Source organism: Thalassotalea euphylliae, from assembly GCF_003390395.1.
Classification (GTDB): Bacteria; Pseudomonadota; Gammaproteobacteria; order Enterobacterales; family Alteromonadaceae; genus Thalassotalea_F; species Thalassotalea_F euphylliae_C.
Map to the genome: position 1 here is coordinate 511,992 of NZ_QUOV01000001.1, position 14,274 is coordinate 526,265.

Consider the following 14,274-nt stretch of genomic DNA (forward strand, 5'->3'; position numbering starts at 1 on the left):
CCTAAATGACAGCTTATAAACTGAATTTACATTGCTGGCGGTGGAAACAAGGCCTTTAAATGGTGTGTGCCGTTGGGGTGCATGGCAATCATAGTGCCGTCTTGCCACATACTATTGATGGCTTTATTAATGGTTTCGATAAAGGCTTCGGTTTTGTCGCTGCGATGACAAGAAACGACTAAGTAGTCTGTTGATAACACGTGCTCTGCGTCAAAGCTTACACGCTCGCTATTACGTGCTGTTGCTAGCATATTGACGACAGGATACCAGCCGACAATTAGTTCAGTGCGGCCAAAATGCAGCATATCAAATAGGTGTCTGTGATGGCTGGCAACAATATGGGTTGCGTTATCAAATGGTGGCATATTCAGTGCGTTAAACATCTTAATATTGCGCACATAACCGATATTAACGTCAGCCAAGTCTTGAGCTGCTAACAATGCTTGATTACGCTCAAAAGTAAACTTGAATAGCAGTAGGGCGGATATGGCCTGTGAACGCACAATATCGTGTTGTTTGGTTCGATCAAAATAACGGTTAGAGGAGCCAGGCAGTAAACAGTCGATTTTTTTATGATCGAACAAACTCATGGTTCTCGCCATCGGCATAACGTCATAATTTATTGTTAAATTAGAGCGTCTAGCAATCTCTTGATAGATCTTATCCAAGTAACCTTGTTTGTCGTGTTGTTGAATTTTCTCGGCAAGCACGCCTGCAAATTTGATTGGCGTTTCGGCTTGGCAATATGAAGTAAATAAGCCTATTGCAAGAATTAAGGGATAAACAGCTCGTTTCATTCTACTCCTACAATACGTTAAAGGCTAAATAGCTTGAAAATCACGGGTTAACTGCCTAATTCCGTTGGCTATTTATTCTTAAATAATTTGTATGAGAGAAATTATAGCTGTAATTTGTTGCCTTACTTTGATCAAGGCAGGCTAATGAGCAGAAATTTCTGATAACAACATTAGAGTGGAAACAAAAGCGTTTCAATACAGGTACTAATGTTTAAAAAATTGTGTTTTCCAGCTGTACTAATATTGCACAAAGTATCACAGCATTGCCATAAAGCAAAGCTGGAAAATCTTAGTATTATGCGCAGTTTCGTTCTAAATTAACGGCTGAGCATAAAAAGTTAGAGAAGTGTTAGTTGTGGCTAAGCGTGTTCTTTTTGCAGCCATTCACAAAGCGCTTCTTCACCTGGCTCTGGTAAAATTTCACCACCTTCCATTACCCATTGGGCAGGCACTTCGTGCAATGAAAGATCAATTTCATAAGGGGTTAATTCAAGTAAATTAGCAATGCGCTGTGTCATATCTGCCGATAGCGTATCGTTCATGTCCGGCGTTCGACCTTTTCGTACAGCACCTAATACATTAACCGTCGCGCGCGGCTGTAAAACAGCGTTGTGTGCAAACGTTACATTAACAAAGGTTTCTGGCGCACCGGTAATACCACAATGAACATCCATAATTAACACGGCTAGCTTTTCTCTAGTCGCTTCCGGTAGCGGGTTTTTCGTTGACACGGTATAAAGTGGCATAGTGTTATCCCTCAAATATTTAGTATTACTATTAAAATTGTAGATGGATTAAAGGTCTGTGCTAGTGGTCAGATAACCTTTTTTGAAATAACCAACAATTAAGCGCAACATCATTTTCAGCTTAGTTTTCTTACGTACCTTTTCATCAACACGTGCATCAAAGGCTTCGTGCATTCTTTCGTACTCTGACATGTCTGGCGATACTAGGATGATTTCATTCTTGCTACAGCCAGTAATATGTTGCCATTTCGCGCAAATCTCGCTCATAAATGGGTGACGTTTGTCAGCTGGCATACCATCTTCTACTGGTAACTGCACGGTTGATGCACAAGACAGCTTACCTGCTATGTAGGATTGTCGATAAGGCAAGTCTAACCAAGCAAATACTAGGCGATAGTCAGCACCAAAGTGGGCTTTATAAGTACTCGAGATAACTGCCTCAAGCTGCTTAATATTGTTATAGCCAAGTGAACCTTCTTGTATTGAGCAAATTACTCGAACCGTTTTCATTTACAAATCCACCTAAAACAAATCAATGTTTAAATTACTGTTTGATTACATCATAGGTAAGGAAGCTTAATTTCGAACAGTGAAAAAATTTACTCACCCTTAATAATTTATCGAATATAAGCTTTTGATATATGGATATTTCATAGAGTAATAACTCTAAAAATAACCTCAAAAATAATGAAAAACTTGGCCATTCAAAATTTTCATAACGTAGCAAAAATAAGTTCATTACCTTGACTAAATTTTATTAAGTACTATCGTGGCACGTTAAACCCCAAGGTAAGATGGATTTAAGATGTCAAACACTCCACTATCAGAAGAGCTTAAACTACGTTCAGGTTCTGTTCTTAAAAACCGAATTTGTAAGTCTGCAATGAATGAAGCCATGGCAACTGGCGATGGCCGAGTAGTAAGACAGTTTGAAGTCTTATACCGTACTTGGGCAGAAGGTGGTTCTGGCTTATTGGTGACTGGTAACGTTATGGTTGATAAGCGCCATGCTAACGAACCATTAGCCGTTGCTGTTGAAGATGAACGCGACATGCATTTATTAGAGCTTTGGGCTCGTGGTGCAAAGTCAAAAGGCGGTCAAATTTGGGCACAGCTAAACCACCCTGGTAAGCAATCACCTAAATTTTTAAACGGTCACCCTGTAGCCCCATCTGCTGTGCCACTAGCTAGCGATATGTTCTTCCCACCGCGTGAGCTAACGGAAGAAGAAATCTTAGATATTATAGAGCGTTTTGCTAACACAGCGAGCATTCTAGAAAAAGCTGGCTTCGATGGTGTTCAGCTGCACGGTGCACACGGTTACTTAATTAGCCAATTCTTATCACCAAATCACAACAAACGTGAAGATAAGTGGGGCGGTAGCTTAGAAAACAGAATGCGTTTCGTTACTGAAGTGTACAAAGCCATTCGTGCTAAGCTAGGTCAAAACTTTGCTGTTGGTATCAAACTAAACTCTTCAGACTTCCAAAAAGGTGGTTTTACGCAAGAAGAGTCAATTGAAGTATGTAAATGTTTAGATGAGCTTGGTATTGATATGATTGAAATTTCAGGTGGTAGTTGGGAAAACCCAGTAAACCGTAAAGGTAACCTGAAAGAGAGCACGAAAAAGCGTGAAGCTTACTTCTTAGAGTTTGCTGAGCAATTAAAAGAAAACGTTTCTGCGCCAATTATGGTAACGGGTGGTTTCAGAAGCCAGGCAGCTATGGAAGAAGCGGTTAATTCTGGTGCAGTTGATGTAGTAGGTATTGCACGCCCATTAGCCGTTGACCCTGATTTAGCTAACAAAGTACTTAACGGCCAAGGTTTCGTTTCAACAGTTCAGCCAATCACAACGGGTATCAAGAAAATTGATCAAATGGCGATCATGGAAATTAGCTGGTACACCGATAACATTCGCCGTATGGGCGATGGCAAAAGTCCGAAGACCAAAGTTCGCGGTATTTGGTCAGTGATCGCGGTACTGTTTAACTTCTGGAAACGTGGTCAAACCGTTAAGCGCGTTCGCGCGTAGTAGGAATAAAGCGCCTACTAAATCTTTAAAGAAAGCAGTCAGAAAATGGGCAAAAGGTGTTAAACCTTTTGCCCATTTTGCTTTTTACAACATTTAATTTTTTAAATTTTCGACAGTTTAACTGTTCTAATCTAGTGATCACCCGCCATTGATGTAGCGCAAACTTCACTCGCTATAGCGCAAGCTTATATACGTTATTCCTATACATTCTATTAACCACATACTATGCTAGCGGGCACAAAAAATTATACACAACAGGCATTTGATGTGATCGATATTTCAGATATCCACATGATCAAGGTGATCAGTGAGGTTGGTAGTATCAATAAAGCTGCTGAATTATTGAGTGTTTCACAACCCACGTTAAGCAAAAAAGTTAGCCGCCTAGAGCAAAAAATTAATATGGAGTTGTTCTTCCGCGACAGCGCCGGCATGATCCCAACGGAAACGGCTCGCCTATTGTTGAGAAAGGGCGATGAGCTGAAAAGTCAGCTTGATATTATCGAGCGCCAGCTGGAATTAATGGCCAATTTAGTCGGCGGCACCGTGCGCGTTGGTGTTGGCCCGATAATCGAACAAGATATTTTACCTAAAGCACTATTAGATTTTGCCGAGCAAGATTATAAATTTAAGATCTCAGTCGTCACCATGTCGTCTGAAGGTTTACTCGACGCGTTAAAGAAAAGCCAAATTGATATTGCGATTGGGCCATTTGCCGCAAACGACGTACCGAACGAATTTATTACGCCGTTTATGAATTACGACAAGCTAGTTGCCGCTGTTCGTAAAGATCATGAGCTCGCGAAAGAGAAGAATGTCAGTCTTGAAGTACTGATGAAATACAAATCCATCACGCCAAATATCCCGAAAAGCCTGGGTAGCCAAGTGACGGATCTACTGCGTGGCCGTCCGTTAGATCCGATGATCATTTGCGATAATTACAATATGGCTAAAACCATAGTGGCTAATTCTGACTACGTCACTGCTGGCCCAGAGACCTTATTCCATAAGGAGTTTGCTAGCGGAGAATTGGTAAAGCTCGACTTTCAAACAGAAGTCTTCTGGCAATGTCGTTGTTTATTAAAACCAGAAAATTTATTAATTCCCGTCGTTAAAGAAGTGGTCGAATTATTCTCGCAATATATGTTGGCCGAAGGTGGTGATGACGATTAGTTGCTGATTGCAAACTCCCTAGCCGAGTGAGTTTTGCTTGGCTAGTTCACTCCCTACTTATCAAAAAATTTTATAGCTGTTGTAAAATAAATTTATTATTAAGATTCATGAATTTCGCATAGCATCCCCGCGTGGAATTTATGGCAAGAATCGGTCTATTCTTCGCCATCTTTATCAGAATTTACCCGATACCCAACTGGTATGGCTTCATTACTTAATGAAGCTGGGGTAGAATGCTCCGCTTTTTGGCGTCGTATGTTGAAGTTTTTTAGTTGTATCGCATACTTTTTCTCTCAGTGAAAGCTAGGATTTTTCTGGCTTGCAGTACACATATCTCTTCTTTTCAAGCATTTCGCTAAATCAATCGTTAAGCAAGGTGAGCCGCTAGTTTTCTAGCGTGTGAATGGACTTTTTGCGACTCTAACGAGTACTTTGCTTTTCAACGAGGTTGCCGCCTTCAGGCTTATGCAACCATTAGAAAACACGAAAGAGTTATTATTAAATCAATGAAAACCAAATCTTTTAAATTAAATCTTATTGCAGCGGGCTTACAAGTTGGAGCCGTTTTATTATCTACTTCTGCAACAGCAGCAGGTTTCTACCTGCACGAGCACAGTGCTAATGGCTTAGGCCGTGCATTCGCTGGTCAAGCAGCACTTGCTGAAAATGCGACAGTGTTATACTCAAACGCTGCCGCGATTACGGAATTCGATAAGGCTCAATTAAGTGCCTTTGCTAGCTACATTGATCCAGGTATTGATATTGACGGCACAGTAACTGTAGGTACTGCCGCGGGTACAGTGACTCACGACGCATCTCATGATGATGTTAGCCCAAGTGCAGTGGTTCCTGCATTTTTCTACGTACAGCCACTAAATGACAAATGGTCTGCGGGTCTAGGTGTATTTGCTAACTTCGGTTTATCAACTGACTTCGATTCAGATTTCAACGCGCTACACTTCGGTGACAGAGCTGAAATCACGAGCTTAGGCATCAACCCAACTATCGCTTATCAAGTGTCAGACGAGTTAAGCTTAGGCTTAGGTGTTACAGCAAGCTTTGTTGAAGCGGAATTAGGTTCTGCTGTTTCTAACGTTATTTCTGATGCCGTTGGCGGTTTAGTACCAGCTGGTGCTCAAATTGCCCAAATGGAAGGTGATGACTGGGGCTACAGCTGGAATGTTGGTGTACTTTGGAAGCCAACAAGCTCAACTAACATTGGTTTAAGCTACCGCTCAGAAACTAAGTTAGAAGTATCAGGTGACTTGTCATCACAAGTGATTGCAAGTGCAAACCAGTCGGGTACGGTTGATCTAGATTTACCTGCAATTGCTGAACTTGCAATTAGCCAACAAATTACTGACGCGCTATCAATTCAAGCAAGTGCTAACTGGTTTGGTTGGAGCAGCTTTGATGTACTAGAAGCTGATTTAGCTGACGGTACTATTTTCCCAATTGCTGAAGAGCACTTTGAAAATAACTGGAAACTAAGCTTAGGTGCAACTTACGAATTATCTGACGCATGGACAGTTCGTGCAGGTTACGCGTACGACGAAGGTGCGGCAACAACTGAGCATCGCACACTAAACATTCCAGATACTGATCGTCAATGGTTCAGTGCTGGTGCGACTTACACTATGGATGAGTCAACGACAATCGACTTCTCTTTATTGAAGGTTTACGGTCGTGAAGTTAGCCTTTCAGAATCTCGTGCCGTTGGCCCGATCAGTTCAGAATTGAATGCTACACAAAGCTCAAATGCGACTATCCTAAGCGCGCAAGTTAACTACTCGTTTTAATTAGCACATTGTCGTTTTAACTAGCACTTTGAAAATAGGCTAAAGTACTAGTCGATTAAAACCGAGTGCTATTGAAGCGATAGAAGCTAGAAAGCAGACAAATTAGTATGTCGGTTTTCTAGCTTTTTTTTATGCGTTTTTATCGGTTTATGCTTGCGAACTACTCGCAACGATAAGTCAGACTAATTTATCCCAAAAACCGACAGCTTCGCTGACTTGTTGATTAGGGCGTGTTGATCTTTCAGGGTTGTTTTTGCAGCAGTCTGTTTGGGTTTTATACAAGGCGGCACTTGTGCAGTGTAGTTATTCTCCATAAATAAGTGCTAACACAGTAGAAAATTCAAACAGGCGCTGCCCTGCGGGTTCATCTAAACGCTTCCTGCTCATTGTTGCTCACTTTTTACATAGAACGACTATGCGACAAAGCGAGCGCCGCGGTCAGAAAGCGTTTAGATTGAACAAAATTCAATCTCGAAAGATCAACACGCCCTAGTACTTGTCAGCTAGAATCTACCACCAATAGTGTCAGCTTCTTGATCCAGTAAATCTATTACCATCTCTTGGCAATCTTGCTTTGTTAACAATCCACCGTGACTAATCCACTCTAAATCAATGACTTCTGTGCCAGGCAAATGACTGTAGGTATATGGGTAAACGATTAAGTCTTGTTTTGAGGCGATCGTGAACACTTTTGTATTGGGAATAAGCGCTTCAAAGCTCGGTAAACTCTTAATAAAATTACCTTTGCTATAAAACATTTTTCTCGTCCATTTAAGCGCAAAACGGGTAACACTGGCCGTGCCTAGATGTGGGCTACCTAGCGTGATGACTAGCCCGATGTGAGGGGCAAGCTCAGGGTGGCGTTGCAGGACTAAACGGGTGATCAAACCTCCCATGGAATGGGCGATCACAACTATCTTGCGATTAGGGTCAATTCGAATGATTTCTTGAATGGCTTGGGCATAACGTTCGACATAAACTTGCGGCGCAATGTAGGGTTTGCCCATATCAATCGCCCACGAATCAAAGCCTTGTGCTGACAGCGTTTGGCGCAAACCATAAAAACAGCTGCCATTCATATAAAAACCATGCACACATAAAATATAAGGGCGATGATCTTTACTGATTTTGATCGGATCTTTTTTGTCGCGCTTGGATATTGCCCACCATACAATTTTGGCAGAGCTGATAATCGCTTCGAGATGAATTCGCCAAAAACCTTGCAGTGTTAATTTCGGATAACTGATGCCTAGTCGCTGATGAGCGTATGCTGAGCGAAAACACAAGGCCAGAATAATAATGCAGGCTAGCAGGTAAATACTGAGTAGATAAAATAACACACTGCTCATCAGTGGCTGACTTCCTTAGTTGTTAATAGCAATAGAATTAAGTAGTTACTTAAATTGATTATACTCGTAAACTTGAAAGTCAGCCGCACTAACTGCACTGAATGAGCAATTAACCGGTTTAGTGAGTTAATTTACGACAAGCGCTCAGCTATTTCTGCTACGGTTTCTTTACCAAAGAACAATTCGTCTCCAATATAAAAACTAGGCGCACCAAAGCTGCCTTTGTCTACTGAATATTGCGTATTTGCTGCCAGCTTTTGCTTAATTTCATCGCTTTGGCATAGCGTCATAATCTCATCGGCTGGCAAGTCTGCTGCAGACAGTACCTCTATCAATACTTGTGCGTCGTCCATTTTTAAGCCTTGTCGCCACATACCATCGAACATGGTATTAACGTACTTCTCAAATACCTGCTCGCCAAGGCTTTGCGCAGCAATTGCGCCACGCATAATCATCAGTGTATTAACTGGAAAATGCGGGTTCAGTTTAAACTTATCGGCTAGCTGATAACGGGTTAAAAATCGACGTAACTCGGCTTGCATATAGGCAAACTTGTTCTTTATTTTTTGGTTCGCCAGAAACGGTGACGTATTGCCTGTTGTTTTAAAAATACCGCCAAGTAGTACAGGTACGTAATCAAAATTAACTGCTTTTTTCTGTGTTAATTCTTGCACTAGAAGGTGGGCTAAGTAGGCATTAGGGCTACCAAAATCAAAGTGAAATTCGACGTTCGTGGTCATAAGTTGCTCCTTGCTTACCATTTTTCTGCATACGGGCGGATATCAAGCTCGAAAGTCCATGCATCGCGAGATTGCTGATGCAGCTGCCAGTATGCTTGTGCGACCGATTCGGGCTTCATTAAACCGTCTTCTGGCAGTGAACTTTCGTCAATACCGCGGTCTTTCATCAACTGATGCACCCATTCTGTATCTACACCGGCATCAATAACTAAGTGAGCTACGTGAATATTTTGTGGGCCCAACTCACGTGCCATGGCTTGTGCAAGCGAGCGTAGACCTGCCTTAGCACTAGAAAATGCGCCAAACCCGGCATTGCCTTTTACGCTCGCAGTCGCTCCTGTAAAGAAGATTGACCCGCGTTTTCTTGGCACCATATATTTCGCCGCTTCACGGCCATTTAAAAAGCCAGCGAAGCAGGCCATTTCCCAAACTTTGTGGAAGACACGAGAAGTGGTTTCTAAAATAGGGAACTGAACATTGGCGCCAACGTTAAAGATCATTACGTCAATTTCGCCTACGGTATTTTCAATTTCAGCAAATACATGCTCAACATTGGCTTCGTCGCGAGCATCTAAAGCAAAGGCTTTTGCTTTGCCTCCGAGTTCACTTATTTCATCGACGAGTGGCTGAAGTTTTTCTACTTTTCTACGCCCTAAACAGACGAGGTAACCTTCTTGGGCGAATCGTTTCGCAATCGCACTACCAATATAGTCACCGGCCCCGACAATTAGCGCGACTTTTTCTGCTGTTGATGACATTACACCTTACTCCTGTTGTTGCTTTTTCTTGTTGTTACTTTTTCATCGTTCCTTGTCGTGCTAGTCCCTGCTCAGAAAAATTTTTTAACGTTAATTTTAACTCTTAAAAAGTGAGCAAGTCATTGGCACGGTTTAAGTATTACTTGTTTGTTTCAAAAATAGCTATTCCATTTTTTGATCGGGGTTAATAAATTTCACTTGCGTTTTTTTTGTTCACAGGTTTAGATAGAGAAAACTGAGTAATTACTCAAATTTTTAGTGTAAGCGCTTAGCTCTCGATATAGAACTAACACATAAAGTGCTGACATTTGGTTCATACGAAAAGCGTGTAGAGAACCCATTAGTGCAAAATCAAAGCAATAAGATACTGAGCTTTGACAATTTAACTAATAAAAGTACCTGATTTGTAATGGAAAATTTAGGTGAGTTAGCGAGTACATCAAACTGTGCATGTTAAGGCATCGAAACAGAGTTGTTAATAATTCAAATACCGACTTGATACAATGGAGAATAGGTGTGCGTTCAACAATTAATAAATATGCGATTAAGTGTCTTTCGACATTTTTCCCAACGAAAAAGCCAACGCTATTTCAAGGGCAGGGAGCAACGACTAAGTTAACGGAATTAATGGTGGTCAATGGTCACAAAAGGCCATTAATAATTGTTGATGGTTTTCTTAATGCCAATGGCGCGATAAAAAGCACCGTTGAAAGCTTCACACAGGCGGGCTGCGAAGTCTCTGTATTTGACGAAGTTGCAGCAAACCCAACCTTTAAAATTGTTGAAGATTGCCTCAGCTTAGCGATAGCCAATAAATGTGACAGCGTGTTGGTTGTCGGCGGTGGTTCGGCGATTGATACAGCTAAAGTGGTGAGCGCAGCGCTAACCAATGGCGCGGTGTCGAGCAAGCTGATTGGCATGCTAAAAGTCAAAAATCCTCCGTTACCACTTTATGCGGTGCCAAGTACATCAGGTACGGGTTCTGAGGTTACTGCAATCGCAGTTATCTCTGATACCAGCACCCATAAAAAACAGTTCTTTATTGACCCTAAATACGTGCCTGTGTCGGCTGCGTTAGACCCTGAGTTAATTGCGAGCTTACCGCCAGAAATGACGTCTACAACGGGTATGGATGCTTTAACACATGCGATTGAGGCTTATACGTCAACCGTAAAATTTAGCGATGCGGAGCGCGATGCGGTTTCTGCGATTCGATTGTTGGTGAAGTATTTACCTATTGCTTACCAAGACGGTAGCGACTTGCATGCCAGAGAAATGGTGGCACTAGGTTCATTTCTAGCAGGCTATGCATTTAGTAAAACCGGTCTTGGCTATGTGCACGCTATCTCTCATCAAATTAGCGCGCATTACAATACCCCGCATGGCCTAGCTAATGCCGTGATATTGCCGAAAGTACTGCGTTACAACCAAAGTGTTTGCCAATCTCGATTTGCTGAATTAGAACGTGCTTTAGCTACACAGCCAAAGTCTTTAGATGAAAAAGTGCTTGCTGCAGATTTTATCAAGCGTATTGATCAACTATCAGAAGAAGTGCAAATTCCGGCAACATTGGAAGGCTTAAAAGATAGCGACTTTGATGCAATTGCGCGCGATGCGTTATCTGAGGCAAAAGAATCTTATGCGGTTCCTAAAGTAATGAAGGCATCAAACGTTAAAACAATTCTGCAAGCTATTGTGAATGGCGAGCGCAATGTTGTTTTTGCTTAGCGCATAGTTCAATAGCGCAACATGCTGCACCAATGCATTTGCGTAAACAAAAGATAAGCCCGTGAATCAAAGTCGCTTGATTCGCGGGCTTTTTATATCAACCCTACTTATGCAGATTCGTTAAGCGCTAGTGGTAGCGAACGAAGGCGCTTGCCGGTAGCGGCATAAATTGCATTGCCAATCGCTGCTGCGATAGGAGGCACGCCTGGTTCACCTACACCTGTTGGCGGCTTGGTTGACGGCACAATATAAACGTTAATTTGTGGTGCTTGCGGATAACGCATGATCGGATAGTCATGAAAGTTCGTTTGCGTTATTTGGCCTTGCGCAATCTTAACTTGGCTGTTCAATGCGGCCGACATGCCGAAAATAATACTGCCTTCCATTTGCGCTTTGATAACGTCGGGGTTGATCGCGACACCGCAATCAATAACGCAGGTAACCGAGTGTACAATAATTTTATCTGCCTCAACTGAAACATCAGCAATTTGTGCTACTGCTGTTTTTAATGAACGATGCACAGCAACGCCTAGGGCGCGCTTGCCTCTGCTTGATGACTCTGGGCTTGTTGATGCTGGTTTAGTTGGCCAATTAGCTTGTTTGGCAGCAATGCTAAGCACTTGCTTTAGCCCTTCATCTTTTAAGTTTTTCAAGCGAAATTCGATAGGGTCATGTGCGGCTTGGTAAGCGAGCTCATCAATAAAAGTTTCCTTAAAAAATCCACTGAGTGAATGGCCTACGCCGCGCCAGTAGCCCGTGCGAATGCCTGGATCGTAAGTGACATTGCGAATTTCACAATGCTCAGGCAAGTAGTCTTCAAATAAGCCCTCAACACTGGAAGTTTCATTCTTCCAGTTGTTGATCACATCGCCGCCGCGTTTTGCCAGCCATGCAGAAACGCCGGAAGGCACAAAGGCTGGCAGCACAGCAGGCAAGGCTTCTGGCAGCACATAGGGGAAAATATTAGGGCCAGCTCGTCGGCCACTGAGTACTTTTAAATAGCCATTATCATCAACTTTCGCTTGATATTGAATAAGTGCTGGAGGTCGATAATAGTCATTGTGCAAGTCTTCAGTGCGCGACCAAATAAGTTGAATCGGTTTATTGGTTTGCCGGGCGATGTGAGCCGCTTCTAAAACATAATCTACGCCAACACGTCGACCAAAACCGCCGCCCATAAATTGGTTGTGCAAGCTAACCTTGTCGCGATCAAGGTCGAGCAGATCAGCAACACCATTGCGGGCAAATTCTGGCGCTTGCGTACCGACCCAAATATCACATTGCTCATCATTGATATGAACAATACAGTTCATTGGCTCCATGGTCATATGGGCCAGATAAGGTGCGAAATAAGTCGCGCTATGATGATTTAGCGCTTGGTATTCGTCATCGTTTAGAGCATCAGAACCACCACCTTGTTTAAACGCTTCAACACCGGATTCTTGTGATAGTTTTTGCGTTAGGTGTTGCGGTAACTCATTACTATTGAATGTCGCTAAATCCCCTTGTGACCAATTGATTTCGATCAGAGGAATCGCTTGTTGTACTTGCCAATAGTGTTTAGCAACAATGGCAAGACCTGTAGGCACCGCGACAACATCGGTTACCCCCTCTAGCGCAAGCGCTTTGCTGGCATCAAAATCGACAAGTGTTGAATCTATACTTGGCCCGTGGATAACGGTTGCACGATGTAAATTAGGCACATTTTCGCCCAAATCGATACCATAGCTTGCTTGCCCTGTGACTTTGGCTGTAATGTCGATTCGTTTGCTGTGTTTGCCAATGTGCTTAAATTCGCTAGCGGCTTTAAGCGGGGCATTGTCAACGGGAGTTAGCTGAGCTGCCGCTTGAATAAAATCACCCATTGGGTATTTGTTGTCTTGGAATACAACAAAACCATTGTTAAGGGTTAGCGCATTTCGGTGAATACTGGGGTCAGTATTGAGGAGAGTGCTTAGCTGAGTGCTAGCAGCCTTGAGTATCGTTTCTCGCGCATTCGCAGCAGCTTGGCGAAGCGGTAGGTAGTGTTCGCGAATACTGCTGCTGCCCCACGTGCCTTGCATGTTGTAACCGGTATTGGTGTAGGTTTTATCAACTGGAGCAAAATGCACATTAATGCGCTCAGGGGCAATCGCCAGTTCTTCGGCGATGAGTGTGGTTAGCCCGTGGTAAATACCTTGCCCCATTTCATCTCGTGGTAATACAAAGTGCACTTCACCTGTGGCAAGAATTTGAATAAAGCCTTCATCTTGATAACTAGCGCTACTTATTTGCGCAAAGGCATTGGGTTTTGCCGCACAACCTGAAACGGGAACAATTAAACTGGCACCAGATGCCGCTGCAAGCTTAGTACTTAACTTGAGAAAGCCACGACGAGTAATAGTCATTACATTGCCTCCCCTGTAGCTTTTACTGCTGTGCCAGCTTCGTTAGGCACTTCTCGCTTAGCGGGTTCATATATTTCGACGCCATTGGCATTATTGCTAGACGAAGCGCTAGTGTTTATCGGTGATTCTTTGAGTGAACTTTGCTGCAAAGATTGCTTGTTGTTGATCACTCGCTTAATCGCTTTCTCAATTCTTGGGTAAGTACCGCAACGACAGATATTGCCTGCCATCGCCGCTTGAATATCTTTGTCACTCGGATTGGTATTCTTCTCTAATAATGCCAACGCCGACATGATTTGTCCTGACTGGCAATAACCACACTGTGGCACATTTTCATCGACCCAAGCTTGTTGCACAGGGTGCAATGTCTCGCCATCCGCAATACCTTCAATTGTCGTTATCCTTTGATTATTAGCAGCACTGACAGGCAGTACACATGTGCGAACAGGCTCACCATTTAAATGCATAGTACAAGCACCACATAAGCCCATACCGCAGCCAAATTTGCTTCCTGTTAGGCCAACGACTTCACGCACTACCCAAAGTAAAGGTGCGTTAGGATCAACATCTAGTGCTGTAGGTTTACCGTTAATTTCAAACTTGATCATCTTGTTTTTTAGCCGGTTCGAGGCAATTCGTTCGATTTTCTTCGATTATAGAGATATTTAATTCGTGCGTGTTATTCCTTTTTTTGTTTAGTGATAGCAAAGTTGGCTTGAAGTTTTCGCTCGTGGCTAGCGTATTGTCTTAATTTGGTTAATATAA

The 14,274-nt window shown here is 42.7% G+C and carries 12 protein-coding genes; 4 read left to right on the forward strand and 8 right to left on the reverse strand.

Translation table 11 applies throughout. The features are described from left to right. Window positions 1–26 precede the first annotated feature (26 nt). The 3 genes from DXX92_RS02280 to DXX92_RS02290 all read right to left on the reverse strand — a co-directional run bounded on the left by DXX92_RS02280 (window position 27) and on the right by DXX92_RS02290 (window position 2,053). Entirely contained in the window at window positions 27–797 is a 771-nt protein-coding gene (locus DXX92_RS02280) for a transporter substrate-binding domain-containing protein (RefSeq protein ID WP_115998945.1), read from the reverse strand. Between the two features lie 359 nt (window positions 798–1,156). Beyond that, window positions 1,157–1,543 (reverse strand): tautomerase family protein, encoded by a 387-nt coding sequence (locus DXX92_RS02285; protein WP_115998946.1) that lies wholly within the window; start codon window positions 1,541–1,543, stop codon window positions 1,157–1,159. A gap of 48 nt (window positions 1,544–1,591) precedes the next feature. Next, window positions 1,592–2,053 carry a hypothetical protein gene (locus tag DXX92_RS02290; protein ID WP_115998947.1) on the reverse strand — a complete coding sequence of 154 codons (462 nt, stop codon included), beginning with the start codon at window positions 2,051–2,053 and terminating at the stop codon, window positions 1,592–1,594. 295 nt (window positions 2,054–2,348) lie between these two features. Between DXX92_RS02290 and DXX92_RS02295 the strand changes: the two genes are divergently transcribed. The 3 genes from DXX92_RS02295 (at window position 2,349) to DXX92_RS02305 (ending at window position 6,547) form a co-directional block, all read left to right on the forward strand. Next, window positions 2,349–3,575 carry an NADH:flavin oxidoreductase/NADH oxidase family protein gene (locus DXX92_RS02295; RefSeq protein WP_115998948.1) on the forward strand — a complete coding sequence of 409 codons (1,227 nt, stop codon included), beginning with the start codon at window positions 2,349–2,351 and terminating at the stop codon, window positions 3,573–3,575. 267 nt (window positions 3,576–3,842) lie between these two features. Next, window positions 3,843–4,748 (forward strand): LysR family transcriptional regulator, encoded by a 906-nt coding sequence (locus tag DXX92_RS02300; RefSeq protein ID WP_181901672.1) that lies wholly within the window; start codon window positions 3,843–3,845, stop codon window positions 4,746–4,748. 506 nt (window positions 4,749–5,254) lie between these two features. Continuing rightward, a complete protein-coding gene (locus tag DXX92_RS02305; protein ID WP_115998950.1) occupies window positions 5,255–6,547 on the forward strand; it encodes an OmpP1/FadL family transporter in 1,293 nt (430 codons plus the stop codon). 503 nt (window positions 6,548–7,050) lie between these two features. Here DXX92_RS02305 and DXX92_RS02310 read toward each other — a convergent pair. From DXX92_RS02310 to DXX92_RS02320, 3 genes are all read right to left on the reverse strand, one after another. Next, on the reverse strand, window positions 7,051–7,896 hold the full coding sequence (locus DXX92_RS02310) for an esterase/lipase family protein (protein WP_115998951.1): 846 nt from the start codon (window positions 7,894–7,896) through the stop codon (window positions 7,051–7,053). 131 nt (window positions 7,897–8,027) lie between these two features. Beyond that, window positions 8,028–8,636, reverse strand: coding sequence for a 2-hydroxychromene-2-carboxylate isomerase (locus tag DXX92_RS02315; RefSeq protein ID WP_116002266.1), 609 nt, complete (start codon window positions 8,634–8,636; stop codon window positions 8,028–8,030). Between the two features lie 14 nt (window positions 8,637–8,650). Further along, window positions 8,651–9,394, reverse strand: coding sequence for an SDR family oxidoreductase (locus DXX92_RS02320; protein WP_115998952.1), 744 nt, complete (start codon window positions 9,392–9,394; stop codon window positions 8,651–8,653). 516 nt (window positions 9,395–9,910) lie between these two features. Here DXX92_RS02320 and DXX92_RS02325 point away from each other — a divergent pair. Continuing rightward, window positions 9,911–11,122, forward strand: coding sequence for an iron-containing alcohol dehydrogenase (locus tag DXX92_RS02325; protein WP_181901673.1), 1,212 nt, complete (start codon window positions 9,911–9,913; stop codon window positions 11,120–11,122). Window positions 11,123–11,229: 107 nt separating this feature from the next. Here the strand turns inward: DXX92_RS02325 and DXX92_RS02330 are convergent, their stop codons facing one another. Together DXX92_RS02330 and DXX92_RS02335 are read right to left on the reverse strand one after the other, a co-directional pair. After that, window positions 11,230–13,509 (reverse strand): xanthine dehydrogenase family protein molybdopterin-binding subunit, encoded by a 2,280-nt coding sequence (locus DXX92_RS02330; RefSeq protein WP_115998954.1) that lies wholly within the window; start codon window positions 13,507–13,509, stop codon window positions 11,230–11,232. Next, on the reverse strand, window positions 13,509–14,117 hold the full coding sequence (locus DXX92_RS02335) for a (2Fe-2S)-binding protein (RefSeq protein ID WP_115998955.1): 609 nt from the start codon (window positions 14,115–14,117) through the stop codon (window positions 13,509–13,511). The genes DXX92_RS02330 and DXX92_RS02335 overlap by 1 nt, the downstream gene beginning before the upstream one ends. Window positions 14,118–14,274: the final 157 nt, after the last annotated feature.